This window comes from Enterobacter sp. 50588862 (assembly GCF_001462935.1).
Classification (GTDB): Bacteria; Pseudomonadota; Gammaproteobacteria; order Enterobacterales; family Enterobacteriaceae; genus Enterobacter; species Enterobacter bugandensis.
In genome coordinates this window covers 427,332-452,364 of the sequence record NZ_LNHM01000028.1, presented here as the reverse complement: position 1 = coordinate 452,364, position 25,033 = coordinate 427,332, and the positions used below count along the sequence as shown (strand labels likewise).

Below are 25,033 nucleotides of genomic sequence, written 5' to 3'. Positions count from 1 at the left end.
TTACTCGTTTCCCCACTGATTGAGAAAGTTCGCAATATCATCAATACGTTCGGCACGAACCCCGGCTTCACGCGCCATCTCCTGCTGAGCTTCCTCATCGATCTCCTCATTATTCGACAAACGCGTGAGAAGCAGCTGGAAATAATGCGCCAGCGAATCCTGCTCTGACTCACTCACGGGCTTTGTGGCTTCCGTCGCGTACTCTTCGACGATGTCATAATACTTCAGTGGGATTTCGTTATTCATAACAGCGTTAATCTCTGAGGGTGAAGCCACAAGTATATCCGACGACGTACGGTTAACCAACGCGTTGCGTCAGATAAGCAGGGCAAGCAGGGCTGCAAGAGCAGGTATGGCCTGAACGTACAGTATCTTTCGGCTGGCGGTCGCTGCACCAAAGAGTCCGGCAATCAACACGCAGGTCAGAAAGAAAATGGCCACAGATATACCCTTTTCACCAAGCCAGAGGCTCCAGAGCAGACCCGCAGCCAGAAAACCATTATAAAGCCCCTGATTCGCGGCCAGCACGCGAGTGTCGCGCGCAAAATCGGGACGCAGATTAAAGACCTTGTGCCCTGTTCTGGTGTTCCACAGGAACATTTCCAGCACAAGAATGTAGATATGGATGAATGCAACGACAGCGATAAGAACAGTAGCGAGCATCGTGTTATTTCCCGCAGGCAAAGGCAAAAAAAACGGGAACCCTCAGGCCCCCGCTCTTGTTTAACCCAGAATCTGGATTACATGTTCGCGATAATCGCGTCGCCAAACTCTGAGCATTTCAGCAGCTTAGCGCCTTCCATCAGACGTTCGAAATCGTAAGTTACGGTTTTCGCGTTGATCGCGCCTTCCATACCTTTGACTATCAGGTCTGCGGCTTCGAACCATTCCATATGGCGCAGCATCATCTCTGCGGAGAGGATGATAGAGCCTGGGTTCACTTTGTCCTGGCCTGCGTATTTTGGTGCAGTACCGTGGGTTGCTTCGAACAGGGCGCACTCGTCGCCGATGTTCGCGCCAGGGGCGATACCGATACCGCCAACCTGTGCCGCCAGGGCGTCAGAAATGTAGTCACCGTTCAGGTTCATACAGGCGATCACGTCGTATTCAGCAGGACGCAGCAGGATCTGCTGCAGGAACGCATCGGCGATCACATCTTTAATGATGATCTCTTTGCCGGTGTTCGGGTTCTTGATCTTCTGCCACGGGCCGCCGTCGATCAGCTCACCGCCGAACTCTTCGGTCGCCAGCTGGTAGCCCCAGTCTTTGAACGCGCCTTCGGTGAACTTCATGATGTTGCCCTTGTGAACCAGGGTCACAGAATCACGGTCGTTGGTGATCGCGTATTCGATGGCCGCACGCACCAGGCGCTTGGTGCCTTCTTCAGAGCACGGCTTAATGCCGATACCGCAGTGCTCAGGGAAGCGAATTTTCTTCACGCCCATCTCTTCGCGCAGGAATTTAATCACTTTTTCTGCATCAGCAGAGTCCGCTTTCCACTCGATGCCCGCGTAGATGTCTTCTGAGTTTTCGCGGAAGATAACCATGTCGGTCAGTTCAGGGTGCTTAACCGGGCTTGGGGTGCCCTGATAGTAACGAACCGGACGCAGACACACGTACAGGTCCAGCTCCTGACGCAGCGCCACGTTCAGGGAACGGATGCCGCCGCCGACCGGAGTGGTCAGTGGGCCTTTAATAGCAACGCGGTAGTCGCGGATCAGGTCCAGCGTTTCTGCTGGCAGCCATACGTCCTGGCCATAAACTTGCGTTGATTTCTCACCGGTGTAAATTTCCATCCAGGAAATTTTACGCTCGCCTTTGTAGGCTTTCTCAACAGCGGCATCAACCACTTTCAGCATTGCCGGGGTAACGTCTACACCGATACCGTCGCCTTCGATGAACGGAATAATCGGATTGTGAGGAACGTTAATCTTGCCGTTTTGCAGGGTGATCTTTTTACCTTCCGCCGGAACAACTACTTTGCTTTCCATTAACCTCTCCTTCGAGCGCTTCTGGTTGTTACTGATCTTATGTTAATAAATTGTAATGAGCCCTTCGATAGTACCTGATTGTCCTGCGCCATGAAAGGTCTTCGTTATTAGGCTATAATGCGGCAATTGATAACACCTGAAAATACCATGAAGAAAACTTCTTTTACAAAACACCGGGTTGAGCGATTCAGCTCACGACAAGCCGCCAGACGACCGCAAGAAACCCAGCCAAAGCGGGTTATTCTGTTCAATAAACCCTACGATGTTTTGCCGCAGTTTACCGATGAGGCCGGACGCAGCACGCTCAAGGATTACATCCCTGTTCAGGGCGTCTACGCCGCCGGTCGCCTGGACCGGGACAGCGAAGGACTTTTGGTCCTGACCAACGACGGCGCCCTACAGGCAAAGCTTACACAACCGGGCAAACGCAGCGGCAAAATTTACTTTGTGCAGGTTGAAGGTGAGCCGGACGAAGAGACGCTGGCGAAACTGCGCAGCGGGGTGACGCTGAACGACGGTCCCACCCTGCCCGCCGGTATTGAACGCGTGAATGAGCCGGAGTGGCTGTGGCCGCGTAACCCGCCCATTCGCGAGCGCAAATCTATCCCGACAAGCTGGCTCAAAATCACCCTGTATGAAGGCCGCAACCGCCAGGTGAGGCGAATGACCGCGCACGTCGGCTTCCCTACCCTACGTCTGATTCGCTACGCCATGGGCAGGTACACGCTGGATACGCTGGCAAACGGCGAATGGCGCGACGCTGCCCCTTAAGGAGAAACGATGTTTAAACCTCATGTTACGGTCGCCTGCGTGGTGCACGCGCAGGGAAAATTCCTCGTTGTGGAAGAGAGCATCAACGGCAGGGCGCTGTGGAATCAGCCTGCAGGGCATCTTGAAGCCAATGAAACGTTGCTGCAGGCCGCGAAGCGCGAGCTTTGGGAAGAGACCGGCATTCGCGCTGAGCCCCAGCACTTCATTCGCATGCACCAGTGGATTGCGCCCGACAGCACCCCATTCCTGCGCTTTTTATTCGCCGTTGAGCTTAGCGAAACGTGCGCCACTGAACCGCACGATGACGATATCGATCGCTGCCTGTGGGTCACCGCCGAGGAGATCCTGAGCGCGCCAAACCTGCGCTCGCCGCTGGTTGCGGAAAGCATCCGCTGCTGGCAGTCAGGCGCACGCCTGCCGCTGGGTGTCATCGGAGAATTTAACTGGCCGTTTACAGAGGGTGTCAACGGTGGGGGGGCGTGATAGAATACGCCGCCTTGAAGTTCAATGTCGTGAGTATTCCATGTCAGATAACAGCCAGAAAAAAGTGATCGTCGGCATGTCCGGCGGTGTCGATTCCTCCGTTTCCGCCTACCTGTTGCAGCAACAGGGCTATAAGGTGGAGGGCCTGTTCATGAAGAACTGGGAGGAAGACGATGGCGAGGAATACTGCACTGCCGCAGCGGATCTCGCCGACGCGCAGGCCGTATGCGACAAACTCGGCATTGAACTGCACACCGTTAACTTTGCCGCAGAATACTGGGACAACGTCTTTGAACTGTTCCTGGAAGAGTACAAAGCGGGCCGTACCCCGAACCCGGATATTCTGTGCAACAAAGAGATCAAATTTAAAGCCTTCCTGGAATTCGCCGCGGAAGATCTGGGCGCTGACTACATTGCGACCGGTCACTACGTGCGTCGTGCGGACGTGAATGGCAAAAGCCAGCTGCTGCGCGGCCTCGACGGCAATAAAGATCAGAGCTACTTCCTTTATACGCTGAGCCACGAACAGATTGCGCAAAGCCTGTTCCCGGTCGGCGAACTGGAAAAGCCGGAAGTGCGTAAAATTGCCGAAGAGCTGGACCTGATCACCGCGAAGAAAAAAGACTCCACCGGTATCTGCTTTATCGGCGAGCGCAAATTCCGTGATTTCCTGGGCCGCTACCTGCCTGCACAGCCAGGTAAAATTGTCACCGTTGATGGCGACGAGATTGGTCAGCATCAGGGGCTGATGTACCACACCTTAGGCCAGCGTAAAGGCCTGGGTATTGGTGGGACGAAAGAAGGCAGCGAAGATCCGTGGTACGTGGTCGACAAAGACGTCGAAAACAATATTCTGGTGGTGGCTCAGGGTCACGACCACCCGCGTCTGATGTCCGTTGGCCTTATCGCACAGCAGTTGCACTGGGTCGATCGCGAGCCCCTGAAAGGCACGCTGCGCTGCACGGTGAAAACGCGCTACCGCCAGACCGATATTCCTTGCACCATCACCGCGCTTGATGACGACCGTATTGACGTCCGTTTCGACGAGCCGGTCGCCGCCGTTACCCCGGGCCAGTCTGCTGTCTTCTACAGCGGCGAAATCTGCCTGGGCGGCGGGATCATTGAACAGCGCCTGCCGCTGCCCGCTGTTTAACCGATTGCACACATAAAGGAGACCGTGTGGCGAAGAATTATTATAACATCACCCTGGCGCTGGCAGGAATTTGCCAGTCTGCTCGTCTGGTGCAACAGCTGGCGCATCAGGGTCACTGTGACGCTGATGCCCTGCACGTTTCGCTCAACAGCGTTATCGACCTCAACCCCGGTTCAACCCTGGGCGTGTTCGGCGGCAGCGAAACCAATCTTCGTCTCGGTCTTGAAACCCTGCTTGGCGTGCTTAACGCCAGTAGCCGTCAGGGGTTAAACGCGGAACTGACCCGCTACACCTTAAGCCTGATGGTGCTTGAGCGTAAGCTGAGCGCGGCGAAAGGCGCGCTCAATACCCTGGGCGATCGCATCGCCGGGCTACAACGTCAGCTCGACCATTTTGACTTGCAATCTGAAACGCTGCTGAGCGCCATGGCGGGCATTTACGTTGACGTCATCAGCCCGCTGGGCCCGCGCATTCAGGTCACCGGCTCCCCTGCCGTACTGCAAAGCCCGCAGGTGCAGGCGAAGGTCCGCGCTTCCCTGCTGGCTGGGATCCGCGCCGCCGTGCTGTGGCATCAGGTTGGCGGTGGCCGCCTGCAGTTAATGTTTTCTCGTAATCGCCTGACTACTCAGGCAAAACAAATTCTTGCTCATTGTTAACCTCCCGGAGTTGCGAATTATGGAATTATCCTCACTGACCGCCGTATCCCCTGTCGATGGACGCTACGGCGATAAAGTCAGCGCGCTGCGCGGGATCTTCAGCGAATATGGTTTGCTGAAGTTCCGTGTTCAGGTTGAAGTACGCTGGCTGCAGAAGCTGGCCGCCCAGGCAGCAATCAAGGAAGTTCCTGCTTTTGACGAAAAGGCAAACGATTACCTTGATAAAATCGTTGCTGAGTTTAGCGAAGAAGATGCCGCGCGTATTAAGACCATTGAACGCACCACCAACCACGACGTGAAAGCGGTTGAGTATTTCCTGAAAGAGAAAGTGGAAAGCGTCCCGGCCCTGCATGCGGTATCCGAGTTCATTCACTTCGCCTGTACGTCCGAAGATATCAATAACCTGTCTCACGCGCTGATGCTCTCCACCGCGCGTAAAGAAGTGGTGCTGCCTTACTGGCGTAAAATCATCGACGCGGTGAAAGCGCTGTCCGTGGAATACCGCGACATTCCGCTGCTTTCCCGTACTCACGGCCAGCCAGCCACCCCATCCACGATGGGTAAAGAGATGGCGAACGTGGCGTACCGTATGGAGCGCCAATACCGTCAGCTGGAGCAGGTTGAAATTCTGGGTAAAATCAACGGCGCGGTCGGTAACTACAATGCCCACATTGCCGCGTACCCGGAAGTGGACTGGCATCAGTTCAGCGAAGAGTTCGTGACCTCTCTGGGGATCCAGTGGAACCCGTACACCACCCAGATTGAGCCGCACGACTATATTGCAGAGCTGTTTGACTGCATCGCGCGCTTCAACACCATCCTGATCGACTTCGATCGCGACGTGTGGGGCTACATCGCGCTGAACCACTTCAAGCAGAAGACCATCGCCGGGGAAATTGGCTCCTCCACCATGCCGCACAAAGTGAACCCAATCGACTTCGAAAACTCCGAAGGCAACCTGGGCCTGGCGAATGCCGTGCTGCAGCATATGGCGAGCAAGCTGCCGGTTTCCCGCTGGCAGCGCGACCTGACCGACTCCACCGTGCTGCGTAACCTGGGCGTGGGCATTGGCTACGCGCTGATCGCGTATCAGTCCACCCTGAAGGGCGTGAGCAAGCTCGAAGTGAACCGTGACCGTCTTCTGGACGAGCTGGATCACAACTGGGAAGTATTGGCAGAGCCGATTCAGACCGTGATGCGCCGCTACGGTATCGAAAAACCGTACGAGAAGCTGAAAGAGCTGACACGCGGTAAACGCGTCGATGCCGAAGGCATGAAACAGTTTATCGACGGTCTGGCACTGCCGGAAGAAGAGAAAATCCGCCTGAAGGCCATGACTCCGGCGAATTACATTGGCCGCGCCATCACCATGGTTGATGAGCTGAAGTAATGTTCCTTCCCCCCCTTTCCGCCCGGAAAGGGGGTTGCTTTTCCCCGGTTTACTGAATGTTTATCCCCACAGCAACATAATCAGCGTTAGACTGCACAGCAAAAATCACAAACACCACATAAACAATAACTTACTTATCATTCAGTAACTTACGTTAATCATGATGCGGACTTTATCGGACAATAATGGGCATTTTATCGCCCCAGATCATGCCCCCAGCACGATTTTGCCCCCAAATTTGCCCCCAGAATCGACTCTTTTTCGCGGCAATTTTTCACTGCATATTGAGAACTTTTTTAACCACCGTTGACATAAAAATGATTTTTTCCCATACTCGCCTTACACCAGCAAAATCTGGTGTCGGGATTGGCGTCCCGGAATCAGCAGAGCGCATAACCGCGCTAAGCGGTTTTTTTATGCGTTGAGCACGGCCACTTTCGAATTATGGTGGGGCGTGCGGGGGCGGAGAAATCCGCGCCGGGTCTTTGCTGCCGGTTACGCCAACCCTGTACGTCTCACCACCTCACTGATTGGCGTCAGTAGTGGTGATAACTTAAGCAGCAAAGGATTATCCCATGAATACTGAGTTAACTTTCCGTAGTCATACTTTCACACCAGCTATCTGCGACAACAAATTCTGGTTAACGTCTTCCCAGATTGCAGAAGCTCTCGAATACTCAAGCACTAAATCAATAACCAACCTATACAACCAAAATGAAGACGAGTTCACACCTGAAATGACTCAGGTCACTGAATCAGTGACCGCAGGAAATTATCGAAAAAAGGTCCGCATCTTCTCCCTTCGCGGAGCCCATCTGATCGCCATGTTCGCCAGAACGCCAGTCGCAAAAGAATTCCGCAGATGGGTATTAGACGTCCTCGATAAAGAGGTTTTGGAGGCAACTCCGCAAGTAAATGAGGTATCTGCTCGACAAAATTACGCAGTAATAACATACTTCGAAAACGGCTTGCCCGTGGCCTGCCACCCTCTTATGCCTGGTGAAGTAGTTATGAACCCCGATTCATGCCTAGAGCATGTGATTCGCTCCGGCTACGTGGTGATGCCGTGCGATGAAGTAGAAAAATTCACTCTCGGAGAGATACACAAAATGATCACCATAGCACGGCGAGCACGTGATCGGTGGATGCAACCTTAACTACACAGGGCAGCCCGCTATTGCATATAGTCAGGCTGCTCAGTTAGCATAAAATGAGTAAGGGGCTTCTCTAGAATTTGAGACTACTGTTAACAACAACATATCAAGAAGAGTTAATGATCAAAGGATATGCAAAAAATGATTAATTCACAACAAGTGCAGTTCATTAGTAAAGCACTTTACATAACAACATTTACGCTTTTATTGGTGGTACTGCCTTGTGCATTTATCCATGAAAAAACTTCACGCGTAATATTTTATTGGTGCGGGTATTTATCGCTAGCAGGTTTATTACTCAACTTATTCAAAAAAGAAGAGAAAATAAATTGCAACAGGATTACTTTTTCTTTTTTGATGCTATCTGTTCTTTTCTTGGGATGGTCATTGTTATCTGGATTTTTATCAGGAGAAAAATCTTCTGAATTGTTATATACACCAGGAAAAAGATGGCTTATAGCAGCAATAATTTCTCTCTTTATCTTAAACGGTAAGGATAAGCTAAAGAAATTCCCCAGCGCTACGATCATAGTATCAGTGATGACTTTAGCTTTCATTGTTGCAAGCACTTATGGGATCTTGCAAGGAATAAACAGCGATACGCGCATTCTTCTTGGCATTAATAGAGCAACTCTTACGGCATATGCTTTCAGTGCATTTTCATTAGCTTTTTCAGCGATCATAGCAGCTACTATTACAACTAAAAAGAAGTATCTATTTCAATTAATCGTTCTTATAATTTCCACTTATATCATTTTCTTAACTCAAACAAGAGCGGCCATGCTTATCCATCCTTTGCTCGGCTTGCTGTTGCTTCTGTCATGGATGTGGCGAGATAAGTTACTTAATTTCAAGACGCTGATTCTTTCAGTTTTGTCATTATTAGTTGTTGCTTCCTTAAATTCCAAAATAATAATTAATCGTCTCGATTCCACAATGATTGAAATAAGGGAGTACAATCTTGGAAATGACCATACATCTCTGGGAGCCAGATTCAGCATGTGGAAACTTGGAACCATGGCTTTTGCTAAATCCCCTTTTGGACAAAGTGAGACTCATCGAAATAATGAAATAATTAATTTTTTGAAAAATGCTAACGAAAAATCAGAAGCCGCAGGTTATCTAACAGTGCATTTACATAATGAATTTATTCAGTACGCATCAATTTTTGGTATTTTCGGCATACTTGTGTTGTTTGTTTTTTTCTTTATGTTGATTTTTAAAAGTAGCCATCCGGCTATAATTGGGCCAATTGGCATACCTACCTTAGCAGTTTTATTCTATGGTTCCACAGATGTATTGTTGACATCAATAGAATTGATAGTTATTTTTTCCACTACAATTATTCTTGCAAGTATGGCAAGTAATTATTGGCAAGGAGCTTCTAAATAATGAAAATATATATTATTAATCTCGAAGGCGATACTGAGCGAAGGGAATCAATGGAATCCCAAGCAAAGCGTCTAATGCTTGATTACGAGTTAATTCCAGCTGTAAACGGAAAATGTATTCCAGAAAATGTGTTTTCTCTTTTGAAAAGAGAACATAGCTACGCGGTGACTCCTGGGGAAATTGGATGTTCCCTGAGCCATTTGACAGTTTATAAAGCGCTGGATGCTTCCAAAGATGATTGCGCGCTAGTGCTTGAGGATGACATTTTCTTACCTAATGATATTTCTCTTTTCCTTGATGAAATTGAGTTATCAATCCCAAAAAACATTCCATATGTTTATTTGCTTTCTAGAGTTAACCATTACAACAATAAAAGCATTTTAAAATTATCTAACGGACATTCTGTTCATGATGTTTATAATGCAGCCTTTTCTCATGCTTATATTATAAATAAAGCTGCCGCTCGCATTCTTTACAAAAAATTATTCCCTGTTTGGTGCGTAGCCGATCAGTGGCAGACATTTAAAGAATTCGGCTTTATTAATTTACGTGGAGTTATACCTGAATACATCAACACCAATCCAGTTTATGAGAGTGTAACCACCATCGGCAATCGGAATGACGATATAACCATGAAAAAAAAGAATGAAGCATGGAAGGATATTTATTCAAGCCGTTCCTTTAAAATCAAAATAGCTAAAGCTTGCACCCTTCTTTTTCATCGTCCATTTCAGAAAATAATCAAGCAGTGATTTTCCAAGCGCTGATTAAAAATCAGCGCTTCTTAATATATACGTGCAACTATGATGAAGGTGTTATCGGCCAGATTATATTAGATATATGCGATGTATCAACGCGCAATAAAAACACTCGATACTTCCTCCACGCTAATAAAGTATTTTTCTCTTCTTCTGTTGCCATCCCTAAATCAATAGCATCTTTAAGAAGCTCAATTATATTATTTGCATAGGCTAATAACTCCTGTTTTTTGCGTTGAGCTTTTAGCTCATAATCCACTGGTGCAGTGATGATTTTCCCTTTATCAAAGATGAAAGAATCCCCAAACGCATTATTTCCAGCATCAACAAATCTATCTGGTACATTTTCAGGTAAGACTTCCACTACAATCTGATCAATAGGGAATATCGAACTAGCATCATATGAAAAATGAATTATTTTCTTGGTTTCAGGATTGTATGATATTTTTAGAGTCTTTTTGGAGAGCGTCTTTAACCACTGACACCAATCATTTCCATACTCATCCCTTAGAAAGACGACATTCATATCTGGAGCTTTTGCAATGTAATATAATTCAAGTTCACATTGTGAAAACTTAGCGACCTGCTCCGCTGTATAGTTTCCCCAGATTTCTAATGGGTTGTATTTTTTAAACACGCCTGATTGCATTTCCATTAAGATACCCGTGCAGTATACCAGTTGCCGTTGATGTTATATTGAATATATCGAAATTGTACTGCCGTATAGTTTGTCTTTTGCATCACAGCAGTAACTACAGCCCCATCTGGAGCATATGCAAAGTTACCATCATTATTTCCGTTATCTGCCGTTCCAGGTGAAGCTAACCTGACACCACCCTGCAAGAAATTTGCAGAAACCCATGCCGATTGAGCATATGGACTTGTATCAATAACGACCGCCCCTTGCATCCCGTTAACGCTGGTAACAGGAAATGTGGGCATATAGTTTGGGGAGAATGCTCGAACGCCCGGTGTGTCGTACAGGCCCGCCCCCGCCTGAATCAGCCCTACGCTGCTGATATTCCTCCCTGAGTGAATATCATCCCTAGCCTCAAGATAATTTGGGGCAACAACGTTTCCGTTTGATTGAACATCTACTGAAGGTCCCTGCGCTGCGCGAAGATGAAGCACTTTATCATCTGAGGCATAAACGAGCCCCATTTCTGCACCGGAAGCATTAAAAAACCAGAGGTGTTTATTACCTGCACCTCGAATATTTATCGCATTTTGTGAAAGCTCTGTACCTCCATTGACAGCCTTAAGCGCCCCAGGGATGGTAACAGTATTATTATCAGTATCGTATTGCACCGCCCTGAAATACCGCCAGCCGATATTGTTGCCATCATCCTCACGAATGGCGAGGATCAACTTCGAATTCGTGTAACTCACGAACTGGACTAACGGCCGGTTTACCCTTCCCCCCTGAGCGGGGCCGGTAGCACATACGACATCGATATAGTAAAAATCCTGCGTCAGGAATGGCGGGGTGTTGGTACATCCACGGGTATCTATAAACAGTGATTCACCGACGACAAAGGGGTAAGTCGCAAAATCAATCGCGCCGTGATTCGAGTCGGCTGTAAAATTCCCCTTGTAACCAACCGGTACCAGAGCATTATTGTTGCTGTTATCAGCTGTGTTACGTGTTGCCGCCGTACCAAGCTCCAGATTAGTGCGTGCCAGTGCTTTATCTACCACGTCAGCAAGATTCTGGCTGCGTAAAAGCGCATCCGGCACACGGTCAGTGATGAGCGTAACGATAGCCTGATACAGCTGATCATGTTGCCCTTTATTAAGCACCGCGCCTGATTTCTCGATAGCGTTACAAATTTCTTCCTGAACGGCATCCCACATATCACTGTTCAGATCAGTAGCACGGCGGCCGGTGGCCGGCTCACCATTTGTAAAACCATTTTTGCCCTGACCAAATTTATCGGCCTGAGCCGTGGGTGTATCAATTCGATGCATTGTCTGTTCCTTCCGGGTAAGCAAAAACGACGACGGTATGTGACGGCGCAAGTTTTTCTATAACGCACTCAGCGACCGTGTCGCCCCAGGTTCTGATTGCGGAGTTGCACGCACTGGTGCAGGTCTGCCAGTTAACGTTGGCGTCAGCCGGGATATTCACACGCCAGTAATAGCGCCAGAATTCCCCCCATTCCGGGTTAGGGCTGCTGTCGAGGTTCTGAAACTGTTCGATCGTTGCGGTGGTATAACCCAGCGCGTCCAGCTGGTTACGGTAGAACTGTTCGTTGATACCGCCCGCCACGTTGGCCTTTGCATCCAGACGTTGCTGACGCTGGACCAGCGATTGCACCCCGTCAGGGGTACAGGAGTCCGGCAGGCCGTAGACGGTTTCATAGCGGTCAATCAACTCTGTTGTCTGCGCCGGGTCAATTTCCTTCATCAGCGCATCGGCACGCTGGTGCACGCGCGTAAGCGACGGGGCCAGGCCTTCAATTAACGGGATCTCCCCCTCCCATGCCGGACCCGGCGGAAGCAACCTGTAGAGCAGCTGCTCATATTCATCCTGCATTGCCATCAGCTGCTCACCTCCGTATAGGTTGCCCAGGTGATGGTTCCAACAACGGGCAATTCGGTAGTTCCCAGCGCAACGTCTGCAACCGGCGCACGCAGCTGGTGAGCAACCTCCCCTGTTGCCAGGATTATCGCTTCGCTGATGCGTGACAGGTAAACTTTTCCGTCAGGAACACCGTCGCGCAGCATCAGTGAATTCAGCTCCGCGGATACGGCTGCGCGGATTTCTGCGGTATCTTTCGCCAGCGCGATCGTCATCGGAATTACTTTTTCCGTGGCCGCGAAAACGAAAAGGCCTGCGCCTGCAATGGGTGCCAACGGCAGGATATGGTTACGGACGGCCTGAACCAGGTCATCGCCCGGTGCCGGGTGCGTCGGGTCGCCGGTTGCCACCATGACGCCTACGGTTCCGGTCCCCTTATAGTGTCGGAGAGTCCACGCCCGGGTGATACCCGCAATCTCTTTTGCCCAGATGACATAATCCGGATCAGCACCGCCCTGGGGGATCCAGTAATAGCGTTCCATCACGCGGGCGCGCCAGGTCTCCAGCTCTTCAATGTCATCGCCGCCTGCCACCGTGTCGGCGTACCCCGTTGACGGGATGCCACTAACTGGCGTGCCCAGGCGTAAGGCAATGCCGTCATCGGTGTTTCCTGCAGATCCGGGGTTATCCGCCACCAGCGGCACGCGCAACACGCCACCTGCTGCTTTCACAGTTTGCGTGGTGGTAAAGGTCACCTGATCATCACGCTGGATTTGCGTACCGGCGGGAAGCGTCGGCGTTCCGCTTATTCCATCCCAGCGCACATAGCCCGATGCGGCAACGGCATCCTTACGGGGACAACGCTTCCCGCGGTACCCGGTGGGGAAAGCAAACGCTCTTTGGTCTGGTACAACTTTCCGCTGATTAATAGATTTATTCAGGAAGCATGATGAACTTTCCAACCGGCGTTGAACTTCATAACGGAAAAATCAGGATCTCGTTTACCTATCGCGGCATTCGCTGCCGCGAAGTTCTCCGTGGCTGGGTGGTTAACAACAGCAGCATCAAGAAGGCGGGAAACCTTCGCGCCGTCATCGTAAGTGAGATCCAGTTCGGCCAGTTCGACTATGCGGCGCGCTTCCCTGAGTCAAAGGCCCTTAAAAAATTCTCATCAGCAAAGCGGATCGCGACGTTCAGTGAGCTGAGCGATTTTTTCATCGAGACAAAAGCACTGGAGGTGTCAGGAGCTACTCTGCATTCACTCACATCTGCAGTTAACACCCTGAAGCGTGTAGTGGGAGCAAATACCCCCCTGGCTGATATTCAACACGCCGACATACTGCATTATCGCAAAGAGCTGCTGACGGGCTGCGTGTTAAACCCTTCTATGCCTAACCTGGTTAAAAAGGGGCGCGCGCCCTCAACGGTCAATAAACAGATGGCTGTTTTATCAGAAATGCTGAAGCTTGCGAATCGAAGTCAGTTTATATTACACGCTCCTTATGAGGGCGTATCCAGGCTCAAGCTATCTAAGGCAGACCCCGATCCGCTTCTACTTCATGAGTACCAGGCGCTAATTGCAGCCCTTCCCCGCAAACTGGCTTTGATCATCATCGTTGCCGTGCATACGGGAATGAGGCCCGGCGAAATTTGCGCCCTGGCGTGGGATGACATTGATTTGAAAAAAGGTGAGATTCACATGTCCAGGAGTCTGACAAACAAACGGGTATTTGTGCCGCCGAAAACAGATGCGGGAATCAGAACGATCACGTTGCTCAAGCCCGCGCATGATGCGCTGCTGGAGCAGTACGAAATCACCGGCAACAACCCGCGCCAGCAGATTATTTTTCATCATCGCGAAATCGGCAAGACCGAACAACAAAATCTGCGTTTCGTTTTTTCGCCGGAAAAGAAATCTTCAGTGAATGAGAGTTACTTTTCTAAAAATTCGATTTCGTATGGCTGCCGACAGGGAACTAAACTTTCAGGTATTCGTGAGAGAAACCCTTATCAGTCCCGGCACACTTACGCCTGCTGGACGCTTATGGCCGGCGCGAACCCATCCTTTATCGCCAGCCAGATGGGCCATGAGGATGCGCGTATGGTGTATGAGGTTTATTCGAAGTGGATTGGCGATATGAACCAGGATCAGGTCAACATGCTGAACAATCAGATGCCGACAGCTTTGCCCCCAGGACGCCCCCAAGGCATAGGGAGCATGAAAAAAGTCATTTAATTTCATAGCGCTGGTTTCAAACTCCATAATCAGCGTTAAACTATTCATACTATTTATTCTGGGAGAAAAGATGATGCGCGTACTGGTTGTTGAGGATAACGCATTGCTACGCCACCACCTGAAGGTTCAGCTTCAGGAGATGGGACATCAGGTGGATGATGCGGAAGATGCAAAAGAAGCCGATTATTATCTCAATGAACACCTGCCGGACATCGCCATTGTCGATTTAGGCCTGCCTGATGAAGACGGCCTGTCGTTAATTCGTCGCTGGCGCAGCCATGACGTTTCCCTGCCGGTTCTGGTTCTCACCGCCCGCGAAGGCTGGCAGGACAAAGTTGAAGTGCTCAGCGCCGGTGCGGATGATTACGTCACCAAACCGTTTCACATTGAAGAAGTGGCGGCGCGCATGCAGGCGCTGTTACGCCGCAACAGCGGGCTGGCTTCACAGGTTATCTCCATTCCGCCTTTCCAGGTGGATCTCTCCCGTCGCGAGCTGTCGATTAACGATGAAGTGATCAAGCTCACCGCGTTCGAATACACCATTATGGAAACGCTGATCCGTAACAGCGGAAAAGTAGTGAGCAAAGACTCCTTAATGCTCCAGCTCTACCCTGACGCTGAGCTGCGCGAGAGTCACACCATAGACGTGCTGATGGGCCGTTTGCGTAAGAAAATTCAGGCGCAGTATCCGCAGGACGTGATTACGACCGTCCGCGGCCAGGGCTACCTGTTCGAATTACGCTAAATGAGACGGATTTTGCGCCACATTCTGCCCCTCTCGCTGCGGGTTCGTTTTTTACTGGCAACGGCCGCGGTGGTGCTGGTGCTGTCGCTCTCCTACGGTCTGGTCGCCCTGGTGGGCTACAGCGTCAGCTTCGATAAAACGACCTTTCGACTGTTACGCGGCGAAAGTAATCTTTTTTATACCCTGGCCAAATGGGAAGACAACCACATCACCGTTGAAATGCCGGAGAACCTGGATCAACAGAGTCCTACTTTAGCCCTGATTTACAATGAAAAGGGAAAGTTGCTTTGGGCGCAACGCGATATTCCGTGGCTGGCGAAAAGCATTCGTCCGGAGTGGCTCAAAACCAACGGGTTTCATGAGATAGAAGCCGATCTCAATACCACCAGCACGCTGATTCGCGAAGATCGCTCGATGCAACAAAAGCTCAATGAAATCCGGGCTGACGATGCCGAGACGGAAATGACGCACTCGGTGGCGATCAATATCTACCCGGCGACCATGAACATGCCGCAGTTAACCATTGTGGTGATCGACACCATTCCGGTTGAGCTAAAACGTTCCTATAAGGTCTGGGGCTGGTTCGTTTATGTTCTGGCCGCAAACCTGCTGCTGGTGATCCCGCTGCTTTGGGTGGCGGCGTGGTGGAGCTTGCGCCCTATTGAGTCCCTGGCGCGAGAGGTGCGCGAGCTTGAGGAACATCATCGTGAAAAGCTCAATCCGGAAACCACCCGTGAGCTGACCAGTCTGGTGCGTAACCTCAATCGCCTGCTGAAAAGCGAGCGTGAACGCTATGATAAGTACCGTACGACCCTGACCGACCTCACCCACAGCCTGAAAACGCCGCTGGCCGTAATGCAAAGCACCCTGCGTTCCATGCGCAGCTCAAGGCTGAGCGTCGACGATGCCGAGCCGGTGATGCTGGAACAAATCAGCCGAATCTCGCAGCAAATTGGCTACTATCTGCACCGCGCCAGCATGCGTTCCGGCAGCGCGCTCCTGAGCCGCGAGCTGCACCCGGTGGCCCCGCTGCTGGATAATCTCACGTCCGCCCTTAACAAGGTGTATCAGCGTAAAGGGGTCAACATCAGTCTCGATATTTCGCCTGAGATTAGCTTTGTAGGCGAAAAAAATGACTTTATGGAAGTGATGGGGAACCTGCTGGATAACGCCTGTAAATACTGCCTGGAGTTTGTTGAAGTATCGGCGCGCCAGACGGATAACGAGTTACACATTATCGTTGAGGATGATGGCCCCGGGATCCCGCTTAATAAACGTGATGTGGTGTTCGATCGCGGTCAGCGAGCGGATACGCTGCGCCCCGGTCAGGGCGTGGGTTTAGCCGTCGCCCGCGAGATTGTCGACCAGTATGACGGAAAAATCGAAACCAGCGAAAGCTTGCTCGGCGGGGCCAGAATGGAAGTGATTTTTGGTCGTCAGCAGCCCACATCGGACGATAGTTAACCCGTTATGTGAAAAATGCGAGGATCTCGCAGCCGGGGGGCTGAGCTTCCGTTATAATCCGAGTCAGTAAGAGCCTGCGGATAAAAAAATATGGATTATCATTTAACACTTAACTGGCCCAAGTTTATTGAACGTTACTGGCAAAAGCGCCCGGTGGTTCTGAAACGCGGGTTCAGCAACTTTGTCGACCCTATCTCACCTGACGAGCTGGCCGGTCTGGCCATGGAAAACGAAGTCGACAGCCGTCTGGTCAGCCACCAGGACGGGAAATGGCAGGTCAGCCACGGTCCTTTCGAAAGCTACGATCATCTCGGCGAAAGCAACTGGTCGCTGCTGGTGCAGGCGGTTAACCACTGGCACGAGCCGACTGCCGCGCTAATGCGCCCGTTCCGCGCCCTGCCCGACTGGCGAATGGACGATCTGATGATCTCCTTCTCCGTACCTGGCGGCGGCGTGGGTCCGCATCTGGACCAGTACGACGTGTTTATCATTCAGGGCACGGGCCGCCGCCGCTGGCGCGTGGGCGAAAAAGTGCCGATGAAGCAGCACTGCCCGCACCCGGATCTGCTTCAGGTGGATCCGTTCGAAGGCATTATCGACGAAGAACTGGAGCCAGGCGATATTCTCTACATTCCGCCAGGATTCCCTCACGAAGGTTACTCCCTGGAGAACTCGCTGAACTACTCTGTCGGGTTCCGTGCGCCGAGCGGCCGCGAGATGATCAGCGGCTTTGCCGACTATGTCCTGCAGCGCGAGCTGGGCAGCTATCGCTACAGCGATCCGGATGTGCCTGCACGCGAGCATCCGGCAGACATCGTGCCAGAAGAGCTGAATAAGCTGCGCGGCATGATGCTGGATCTGATCAACGAGCCGGAACATTTCAGGCAGTGGTTTGGCGAATTTATCAGCCAGTCACGCCACGAGCTGGACGTTGCACCGCCGGAGCCGCCATATCAGGCAGATGAGATCTATGATGCGCTGCAGCAGGGTGACAAGCTGGTTCGTCTGGGCGGATTACGCGTGCTGCGCATTGGTGAAGAGGTCTTCGTCAACGGTGAGAAGCTCGACTCCCCGCACCGTCCGGCGCTGGAAGCCATTGCCAGCCATATGGTACTCACTGCAGAAACCTTTGGCGACGCGCTGGAAGACCCATCCTTCCTCGCGATGCTGGCCGCGCTGGTCAACAGCGGGTACTGGTTCTTTGAGGACTGAGTTGTGATAATGCCCGGTGGCGCTGCGCCACCGGGCTTTTTCTTACCGCTTCGCGGTTAACTCGGCTATGCGCACAATCACCTTCACCGCCTTTTCCATCCCTTCCAGCGTCACAAACTCATGCTTGCCGTGGTAGTTATAGCCCCCGGTAAACAGGTTTGGGCACGGTAGCCCCATAAACGACAGCTGCGAGCCGTCAGTACCGCCGCGAATCGGTTTTAAGACCGGTTCAATATCGCAGTCTCGCATCGCCTGCTGGGCGATATCCAGAATGTGCGGATGGGCCATCACCTTGTCGCGCATATTGTAATAGCTGTCTTCAATGATCAGCTCAATATAGCAGTCAGGATGCAATCCCTTCCCAACCTTCTTGGCGATCTCCATCATTTTGCGCTTGCGCGCCTCAAAAGCTTTACGGTCAAAATCGCGGATGATGTAGTGCATCTGCGCGCTGTCCACGGTGCCTTTGATGCTGGTGAGGTGATAAAAGCCCTCGTACCCCTCTGTCTGTTCAGGGCTCTCTTCCGCCGGGACTTCCGCATGAATACGCGACGCCAGCGACAGCGCGTTCACCATCACCCCTTTGGCAGACCCTGGGTGAACGTTGTTTCCGACAATTTTTATGGTCACCGACGCCGCGTTGAAGTTTTCGTACTCCAGCTCGCCCACGCCACCGCCGTCGACGGTATACGCCCACTGCGCGTTAAAAGCGTCCACGTCGAAGTGCTTCGCGCCCTTACCTAACTCTTCGTCCGGGGTAAAAGCAACGCGGATGTCCCCGTGCGGGATGTTTTTACCTTTCAGCACCGCCAGCGCCGTCATGATTTCCGCGATGCCCGCCTTGTCATCCGCCCCCAGCAGCGTTTTGCCGTCTGTGGTGATCAGCGTCTGCCCGAGCAGCTGGTGCAGCACCGGGAACATCACCGGAGAGAGCACTTCGTCGCCAATCCCCAGCGCGATATCACCGCCGCGGTAGTTTTCCACAATCTGCGGGTTCACGTGTTTGCCGCTAAAATCAGGTGAGGTATCGACATGAGAAATAAAGCCAATCGCCGGAATATCACCCGGCACATTCGCCGGCAGCGTTCCCATCACAGTGCCTTTTTCGCTTAACGTGACGTTGACCAGCCCCATGGCCTCAAGCTGCTCTTTAAGCAGGTTTAACAACTTCCACTGGCCTTCGGTGCTTGGCACCTGGCGGACACCCGGCTTAGATTGGGTATCCAGCGAAACATACTGTAAAAAACGCTCAAGTAATTTATCCATGCAGTCACCCTCACTTTTTGTGACAACATTATCAGTAAGCATCAAAACGCAAATATTGCGTCAGGTCACTTTTATCCCGCAAACGAGAACTTTTTACGTTTATATCTTTATGCGTTAATAAATGTAGCTTATGAATCAGTAACAAGGATTGGCGATTACGGGGGATTGCCGTAGAATGTCCGCCCTCATTACGAGTCACCAAGGTGGTTACACACAAACCCCGCTTCAGTCTGCTGCCTGAGGCGTCTATATGGGACAGCGCAAAAATTGAATACACAATCCCGTTCTCGTTCACCGCTGGTGCAACTGGAACGAATTCGTAAAAGCTTTGATGGCAAAGACGTCATTTCCGACCTCAACCTGACCATCAATGATGGTGAGTTTCTTACGCTGCTTGGCCCTTCCGGCTGCGGCAAAACCACCGTACTGCGCCTTATCGCCGGGCTGGAAAGCGTTGATAATGGCCGCATCCATCTTGAGAACCAGGACATAACCCAGGTTCCTGCCGAAGATCGCCACGTCAATACCGTTTTTCAGAGCTACGCCCTGTTCCCGCACATGACCGTGTTTGAGAACGTGGCGTTTGGCCTGCGGATGCAAAAAACCCCGGCTAATGAGATCGAACCGCGCGTCACCGAAGCCCTGCGCATGGTTCAGCTGGAGACGTTTGCCCAGCGAAAGCCCCACCAGCTCTCCGGCGGTCAGCAGCAGCGCGTGGCCATTGCCCGCGCGGTCGTCAATAAACCGCGCCTGCTTCTGCTGGATGAATCCCTCTCCGCGCTGGATTACAAGCTGCGCAAGCAGATGCAGAACGAGTTGAAAGCGCTACAGCGCAAGCTCGGTATCACCTTTGTCTTCGTCACCCACGATCAGGAAGAGGCGCTGACCATGTCAGACCGTATCGTGGTAATGCGTGACGGTAAGATTGAACAGGACGGTACGCCGCGTGAAATATACGAAGAGCCGAAAAACCTGTTTGTCGCCAGCTTTATTGGCGAGATCAATATCTTCAACGCCACCGTACTTGAGCGTCTGGATGCACAGCGCGTTCGCGCGAACGTCGAGGGACGCGACTGCATTATCACCGTGAACTTTGCCGTCGAGAAAGGACAAAAACTCAACGTCCTGCTGCGCCCGGAAGATCTTCGCGTTGATGAGATCCACGACACGGCCGACGTCGAAGGTCTGATCGGTTACGTTCGCGAACGTAACTATAAAGGGATGACCCTCGAGTCCGTTGTGGAACTGGAGAACGGCAAAATGGTGATGGTCAGCGAATTCTTTAACGAGGACGATCCTGACTTTGACCACTCTCTTGACCAGAAAATGGTTATCAACTGGGTAGAAAGCTGGGAGGTTGTGCTGGCTGATGAAGAACACAAGTAAGTTCCAGAAGGTGGTCATTGCCACTATCGTCGGTTGGCTTGTGTTATTTGTCTTTTTACCCAACCTGATGATCATCGCCACCAGCTTCCTGACCCGCGACGATGCAAACTTCGTTTCGCTGGTCTTTACGCTGGACAACTACGCGCGCCTGCTCGATCCGCTCTATTTCGACGTGCTGTTGCACTCGCTCAATATGGCGCTGATTGCCACCGTGGCCTGCCTGCTTCTGGGGTACCCTTTCGCATGGTTCCTGGCGGGACTGCCGCAAAAGGTGCGCCCGCTGCTGCTGTTTCTGCTGATTGTGCCGTTCTGGACCAACTCGCTGATTCGCATCTACGGGCTGAAAATCTTCCTCAGCACCAAAGGCTACCTCAACGCGTTTCTGCTGTGGCTGGGCGTGATTGATACGCCAGTGCGCATCATGTTTACCCCAGGTGCGGTAATCATTGGCCTGGTCTATATCCTGCTGCCGTTTATGGTGATGCCGCTCTACTCCAGCATTGAGAAGCTCGATAAACCGCTGCTGGAAGCGGCAAAAGATCTGGGGGCCAGCAAGCTGCAGACCTTTATCCGTATTATCATTCCGCTGACCATGCCCGGTATTATTGCGGGCTGTCTGCTGGTGATGCTCCCGGCGATGGGCCTGTTCTACGTGTCTGACCTGATGGGCGGGGCGAAAAACCTGCTGATTGGGAACGTGATCAAGAGTCAGTTCCTGAACATTCGCGACTGGCCGTTCGGCTCCGCGACCAGCATTACGCTCACGGTGGTGATGGGGCTGATGCTGCTGGTCTACTGGCGCGCTTCTCGCCTGCTCAACAAGAAGGTGGAACTCGAATGATCGGTCGACTGCTTCGCGGCGGTTTTATGACCGCCATTTACGCTTACCTTTATATCCCGATTATCATTTTGATCGTGAACTCGTTTAACAGCTCGCGGTTCGGGATCAGCTGGCAGGGGTTTACCACCAACTGGTACAGCCTGCTGATGAACAATGACAGCCTGCTGCAGGCCGCACAGCACTCGCTGACGATGGCGATCGTCTCCGCCACCTTCGCCACGCTGATTGGCTCGCTGACCGCCGTGGCGCTGTATCGCTACCGTTTTCGCGGCAAGCCGTTCGTCAGCGGCATGCTGTTTGTAGTGATGATGTCGCCGGACATCGTGATGGCGATTTCGCTGCTGGTGCTGTTTATGCTGCTGGGCGTACAGCTTGGCTTCTGGTCGCTGCTGTTTTCCCATATCACCTTCTGCCTGCCGTTTGTGGTGGTCACCGTCTACGCGCGTCTGAAAGGGTTCGACGTGCGCATGCTGGAGGCGGCGAAAGATCTGGGTGCCAGCGAGATGATCATCCTGCGCAAAATCATCCTGCCGCTGGCGATGCCTGCCGTCGCCGCCGGATGGCTGCTCAGCTTTACCCTGTCGATGGATGACGTCGTGGTTTCCTCCTTCGTGACCGGGCCGAGCTACGAAATTCTGCCGTTGAAGATCTATTCGATGGTAAAAGTTGGCGTCTCACCGGAGGTGAACGCGCTGGCGACCATACTGCTGCTGTTTTCGCTGGTTCTGGTGATCGCCAGCCAGGTTATTGCTCGTGATAAAACAAAATCTCAGGGGACAATGAAATGAAAAAAATGCTCGCCGCTGCGGCGCTGGTGCTCGGCATGGGTGCCGCGCACGCTGATGACAGCAAAACGCTCTACTTCTACAACTGGACCGAGTACGTGCCGCCGGGCCTGCTGGAACAGTTCACAAAGGAGACGGGCATCAAGGTGATCTACTCGACCTACGAGTCGAATGAAACCATGTACGCCAAGCTCAAAACCTACAAGGACGGCGCCTATGATCTGGTCGTTCCTTCCACCTACTTTGTCGATAAAATGCGCAAAGAGGGCATGATCCAGAAGATCGACAAAACGAAGCTAACTAATTTTTCAAACCTCGATCCTGAGATGCTCAACAAGCCGTTCGACCCGAATAACGACTACTCCATTCCGTATATCTGGGGGGCGACGGCGATTGGCGTGAACAGCGAGGCCATCGATCCGAAAACGGTCACCGGCTGGGCGGATCTGTGGAAACCGGAATACAAAGGCAGCCTGCTGTTAACCGATGACGCGCGTGAAGTGTTCCAGATCGCGCTGCGTAAGCTTGGCTATTCCGGTAACACCACCGATCCGAAAGAGATCGACGCGGCTTACAACGAGCTGAAAAAGCTGATGCCTAACGTGGCGGCATTCAACTCTGATAACCCGGCGAATCCGTATATGGAAGGCGAAGTAAACCTGGGGATGGTGTGGAACGGCTCTGCGTATGTTGCCCGTCAGGCCGGGACGCCGCTGGAGGTGGTCTGGCCGAAGGAAGGCGGGATCTTCTGGATGGATAGCCTCGCGATCCCGGCCAACGCGAAGAACGTGGACGGTGCACTGAAGCTGATTAATTTCCTGCTGCGTCCGGACGTGGCGAAACAGGTAGCCGAGACGATTGGCTACCCGACGCCAAATCTGGCCGCCCGCAAGCTGCTGAAGCCTGACGTGGCTAACGATAAGTCACTCTATCCGGATGCCGAAACCATCAGCAAAGGAGAATGGCAGAACGATGTAGGCGACGCGAGCCGCCTTTACGAAGAGTATTATCAGAAGTTAAAAGCAGGTCGTTAATGCAATACATAACGGGCGACGCAACGTCGCCCGTTACTCTTACAGCCCCTTCAGAAGCTTATCTACAAACGCTGGCACCACCTCGCTCGCCAGACCATATTGCTTCTCTTCAAACTCGCTGCCCACCTGGCTCGGCTCCAGATTGAGCTCCACCGTATGCGCCCCGTGCAGTCGCGCTTCGTGAACAAACCCCGCCGCCGGGTAAACGTGCCCTGATGTGCCAATAGCGATAAACACGTCCGCCATCGCCAGCGCGCTGTAGATCTCATCCATCCCCAGCGGCATTTCGCCAAACCAGACCACGTGCGGACGCAGGCGCGACGGGAACTGGCAGCAGTGGCACTTGTCCTCTGGCAGCACGTCCTCTTTCCAGTCCAGCACCTGGCCGCTCCAGGCGCAGCGAACCTTGAGCAGCTCACCGTGCATGTGGATGATGTTCTTGTTACCGGCCCGCTCGTGCAGGTTATCAATATTCTGCGTCACCAGCAGAAAGCGGTCCCCGAGCGCCTCTTCCAGCTTCGCCAGCGCCAGATGCGCCGCGTTCGGCGCAATCTCAGGCTGCTGAAGTTGCCGACGGCGAGCGTTGTAAAACGCCTGCACGAGATCCGGATCGCGGGCAAAGCCTTCCGGCGTCGCCACGTCCTCGACGCGGTGCTCTTCCCACAGCCCGTCTGCCGCACGGAAGGTTTGAATTCCTGACTCGGCGGAAATCCCCGCCCCGGTCAGTACCACCACTCTGGGTTTATCCATCGCTTCTGGCATGATTCTGTCTCTGAAAAAGATCCGCTGGCGCAAGCGCTCTCGTAAGCGGCGTTTGTTTTTGCGAAAACGGCTGAGTCGACCCTGGCGACGCGACAGCATAAAGACCTCGTAAACTAATCGGTGAGATGAAGGAATGCGGCTCCACGCATGCCTCCCGCGTCCCCGTGTCGCGCGCGTTCAATGCGCGGCACGCGGGCGACCGGCAATAAATGTCGGGGCAGACGCCCGGACAACCGTTCCGTAATCGCAGTAAAGTTTGACAGCCCTCCCCCGATCACCAGCAGATCCGGGTCGACGATGGTGAGAATATTTCCCAGACACACCGCCAGCAGATCCAGATAGCGCTCGACGTGTTCATGCGCCTGCGCATCCCCCTGCTCCCACAGGGTAATGATTTGAGGGGCCTCAAGTTTCTGATGATAGAAGTGTTCGTAAAGCCATGCAAACCCGCGTCCTGAGAGATAGTTCTCGATACAGCCGTGCTGGCCGCAGCCGCAGCGGGTCAGCGGGAAATCACGCCCCACCACCTCCAGCGCATCCACCGGGAGACGGATATGACCAAACTCCCCGGTGATGTAGCTGCGCCCGGTAATCGGCTTGCCGTTGATGACAATCCCCCCGCCTACGCCGGTACCGAGGATCAGCCCCATCACCAGCGGATAGCGGCGGAATTCATCGTCCCAGGCTTCAGAGAGGGCAAAGCAGTTGGCATCGTTATCTAAACGCACGTCGCGTTCAAGGAGGGCCGAGAGGTCGGCGCGGAGCGGTTTACCGCTGGCGGCAGGCACGTTAGCGGCATACAGCGTGCCGTCATCGGTTTCCGGCATCCCCGGAATACCAATGCCGACGCTGCCTTTCACGCCAAATCGTTCATCCGCCTGCGCCACCAGCGTGGCAATGGCAGTTAAAAATTCATCGTAGCTTTCGCGCGGCGTGGGAACGCGGGTTTCCCACTGCAGTTTGAGGTCTTTATCAAACACGCCGAGCGCAATCTTGGTGCCGCCAATATCAAATCCATAATACATAACGCATT

Annotated in this window: 25 protein-coding genes and 1 pseudogene; 16 read left to right on the top strand and 10 right to left on the bottom strand. The window is 52.5% G+C overall.

What is annotated here, in order from left to right; translation table 11 throughout:
• From APT89_RS15060 to icd, 3 genes are all read right to left on the bottom strand, one after another.
• Positions 1–246, bottom strand: coding sequence for a DUF2543 family protein (locus tag APT89_RS15060; protein ID WP_028012755.1), 246 nt, complete (start codon positions 244–246; stop codon positions 1–3).
• A gap of 69 nt (positions 247–315) precedes the next feature.
• On the bottom strand, positions 316–663 hold the full coding sequence (locus APT89_RS15055; RefSeq protein WP_060572836.1) for a DUF1304 domain-containing protein: 348 nt from the start codon (positions 661–663) through the stop codon (positions 316–318).
• Positions 664–740: 77 nt separating this feature from the next.
• Complete coding sequence (gene icd / locus APT89_RS15050; RefSeq protein WP_003857898.1) at positions 741–1,991, bottom strand: NADP-dependent isocitrate dehydrogenase; 1,251 nt, start codon at positions 1,989–1,991, stop codon at positions 741–743.
• Positions 1,992–2,108: 117 nt separating this feature from the next.
• Here icd and rluE point away from each other — a divergent pair, with 117 nt between their 5' ends.
• The 8 genes from rluE to APT89_RS15010 all read left to right on the top strand — a co-directional run bounded on the left by rluE (position 2,109) and on the right by APT89_RS15010 (position 9,742).
• Positions 2,109–2,762, top strand: a complete 654-nt coding sequence (gene rluE / locus APT89_RS15045; protein ID WP_041910487.1) for a 23S rRNA pseudouridine(2457) synthase RluE — start codon at positions 2,109–2,111, stop codon at positions 2,760–2,762.
• A 9-nt stretch (positions 2,763–2,771) separates the two neighbouring features.
• Positions 2,772–3,245 carry an NUDIX hydrolase gene (locus APT89_RS15040; protein WP_060572834.1) on the top strand — a complete coding sequence of 158 codons (474 nt, stop codon included), beginning with the start codon at positions 2,772–2,774 and terminating at the stop codon, positions 3,243–3,245.
• Between the two features lie 40 nt (positions 3,246–3,285).
• The gene (gene mnmA, locus APT89_RS15035; protein ID WP_028012751.1) at positions 3,286–4,398 is read left to right on the top strand and encodes a tRNA 2-thiouridine(34) synthase MnmA; all 1,113 of its coding nucleotides are present in this window, start codon (positions 3,286–3,288) and stop codon (positions 4,396–4,398) included.
• Positions 4,399–4,424: 26 nt separating this feature from the next.
• Positions 4,425–5,054 (top strand): high frequency lysogenization protein HflD, encoded by a 630-nt coding sequence (gene hflD, locus APT89_RS15030; RefSeq protein ID WP_060572832.1) that lies wholly within the window; start codon positions 4,425–4,427, stop codon positions 5,052–5,054.
• 19 nt (positions 5,055–5,073) lie between these two features.
• A complete protein-coding gene (gene purB / locus APT89_RS15025; protein WP_041910489.1) occupies positions 5,074–6,444 on the top strand; it encodes an adenylosuccinate lyase in 1,371 nt (456 codons plus the stop codon).
• A gap of 575 nt (positions 6,445–7,019) precedes the next feature.
• Positions 7,020–7,601, top strand: coding sequence for a BRO-N domain-containing protein (locus APT89_RS24645; protein ID WP_081752972.1), 582 nt, complete (start codon positions 7,020–7,022; stop codon positions 7,599–7,601).
• A 138-nt stretch (positions 7,602–7,739) separates the two neighbouring features.
• Positions 7,740–8,990: an O-antigen ligase family protein gene (locus APT89_RS15015; protein ID WP_051486100.1), complete on the top strand. Its 1,251-nt coding sequence runs from the start codon at positions 7,740–7,742 to the stop codon at positions 8,988–8,990.
• Positions 8,990–9,742, top strand: a complete 753-nt coding sequence (locus tag APT89_RS15010) for a glycosyltransferase family 25 protein (protein ID WP_041910490.1) — start codon at positions 8,990–8,992, stop codon at positions 9,740–9,742. The genes APT89_RS15015 and APT89_RS15010 overlap by 1 nt, the downstream gene beginning before the upstream one ends.
• 49 nt (positions 9,743–9,791) lie before the next feature.
• On the opposite strand, the gene APT89_RS15005 is transcribed toward APT89_RS15010, so the two are convergent.
• The 4 genes and pseudogenes from APT89_RS15005 to APT89_RS14990 all read right to left on the bottom strand — a co-directional run.
• Entirely contained in the window at positions 9,792–10,403 is a 612-nt protein-coding gene (locus APT89_RS15005; protein ID WP_060572830.1) for a tail fiber assembly protein, read from the bottom strand.
• A complete protein-coding gene (locus APT89_RS15000) occupies positions 10,403–11,716 on the bottom strand; it encodes a hypothetical protein (RefSeq protein ID WP_051486103.1) in 1,314 nt (437 codons plus the stop codon). The genes APT89_RS15005 and APT89_RS15000 overlap by 1 nt, the downstream gene beginning before the upstream one ends.
• Positions 11,703–12,290, bottom strand: coding sequence for a YmfQ family protein (locus tag APT89_RS14995; protein WP_041910491.1), 588 nt, complete (start codon positions 12,288–12,290; stop codon positions 11,703–11,705). Before APT89_RS14995 ends, APT89_RS15000 begins: the two co-directional genes overlap by 14 nt.
• Positions 12,290–13,141 (bottom strand): annotated as a pseudogene (locus APT89_RS14990) (baseplate J/gp47 family protein); the annotation flags it as partial. The gene APT89_RS14995 and the pseudogene APT89_RS14990, both read right to left, overlap by 1 nt.
• 77 nt (positions 13,142–13,218) lie before the next feature.
• Between APT89_RS14990 and APT89_RS14985 the strand changes: the two are divergent.
• The 4 genes from APT89_RS14985 to APT89_RS14970 all read left to right on the top strand — a co-directional run bounded on the left by APT89_RS14985 (position 13,219) and on the right by APT89_RS14970 (position 17,926).
• Complete coding sequence (locus APT89_RS14985) at positions 13,219–14,505, top strand: site-specific integrase (RefSeq protein WP_060572828.1); 1,287 nt, start codon at positions 13,219–13,221, stop codon at positions 14,503–14,505.
• Positions 14,506–14,578: 73 nt separating this feature from the next.
• The gene (gene phoP, locus APT89_RS14980) at positions 14,579–15,250 is read left to right on the top strand and encodes a two-component system response regulator PhoP (RefSeq protein ID WP_025911763.1); all 672 of its coding nucleotides are present in this window, start codon (positions 14,579–14,581) and stop codon (positions 15,248–15,250) included.
• Positions 15,251–16,714, top strand: coding sequence for a two-component system sensor histidine kinase PhoQ (gene phoQ / locus APT89_RS14975; protein WP_041910493.1), 1,464 nt, complete (start codon positions 15,251–15,253; stop codon positions 16,712–16,714).
• 90 nt (positions 16,715–16,804) lie between these two features.
• Positions 16,805–17,926: a ribosomal protein uL16 3-hydroxylase gene (locus tag APT89_RS14970; RefSeq protein WP_041910494.1), complete on the top strand. Its 1,122-nt coding sequence runs from the start codon at positions 16,805–16,807 to the stop codon at positions 17,924–17,926.
• Between the two features lie 42 nt (positions 17,927–17,968).
• On the opposite strand, the gene pepT is transcribed toward APT89_RS14970, so the two are convergent.
• Positions 17,969–19,192 (bottom strand): peptidase T, encoded by a 1,224-nt coding sequence (gene pepT, locus APT89_RS14965; RefSeq protein ID WP_041910495.1) that lies wholly within the window; start codon positions 19,190–19,192, stop codon positions 17,969–17,971.
• A 237-nt stretch (positions 19,193–19,429) separates the two neighbouring features.
• Between pepT and potA the strand changes: the two genes are divergently transcribed.
• The 4 genes from potA to potD are packed head-to-tail and all read left to right on the top strand — an operon-like array spanning position 19,430 to position 23,238.
• Positions 19,430–20,578 carry a spermidine/putrescine ABC transporter ATP-binding protein PotA gene (gene potA / locus APT89_RS14955; protein WP_167401640.1) on the top strand — a complete coding sequence of 383 codons (1,149 nt, stop codon included), beginning with the start codon at positions 19,430–19,432 and terminating at the stop codon, positions 20,576–20,578.
• Positions 20,562–21,419 carry a spermidine/putrescine ABC transporter permease PotB gene (gene potB / locus APT89_RS14950; RefSeq protein WP_041910497.1) on the top strand — a complete coding sequence of 286 codons (858 nt, stop codon included), beginning with the start codon at positions 20,562–20,564 and terminating at the stop codon, positions 21,417–21,419. The genes potA and potB overlap by 17 nt, the downstream gene beginning before the upstream one ends.
• A complete protein-coding gene (gene potC, locus APT89_RS14945) occupies positions 21,416–22,207 on the top strand; it encodes a spermidine/putrescine ABC transporter permease PotC (protein ID WP_041910498.1) in 792 nt (263 codons plus the stop codon). The genes potB and potC overlap by 4 nt, the downstream gene beginning before the upstream one ends.
• Positions 22,204–23,238, top strand: coding sequence for a spermidine/putrescine ABC transporter substrate-binding protein PotD (potD, locus tag APT89_RS14940; RefSeq protein ID WP_028012743.1), 1,035 nt, complete (start codon positions 22,204–22,206; stop codon positions 23,236–23,238). The genes potC and potD overlap by 4 nt, the downstream gene beginning before the upstream one ends.
• Positions 23,239–23,277: 39 nt before the next feature.
• Here the strand turns inward: potD and cobB are convergent, their stop codons facing one another.
• Both cobB and nagK read right to left on the bottom strand, forming a co-directional pair.
• The gene (gene cobB, locus APT89_RS14935; RefSeq protein WP_041910499.1) at positions 23,278–24,099 is read right to left on the bottom strand and encodes a Sir2 family NAD+-dependent deacetylase; all 822 of its coding nucleotides are present in this window, start codon (positions 24,097–24,099) and stop codon (positions 23,278–23,280) included.
• A 14-nt stretch (positions 24,100–24,113) separates the two neighbouring features.
• The gene (gene nagK / locus APT89_RS14930) at positions 24,114–25,025 is read right to left on the bottom strand and encodes an N-acetylglucosamine kinase (protein ID WP_041910500.1); all 912 of its coding nucleotides are present in this window, start codon (positions 25,023–25,025) and stop codon (positions 24,114–24,116) included.
• Positions 25,026–25,033: the final 8 nt, after the last annotated feature.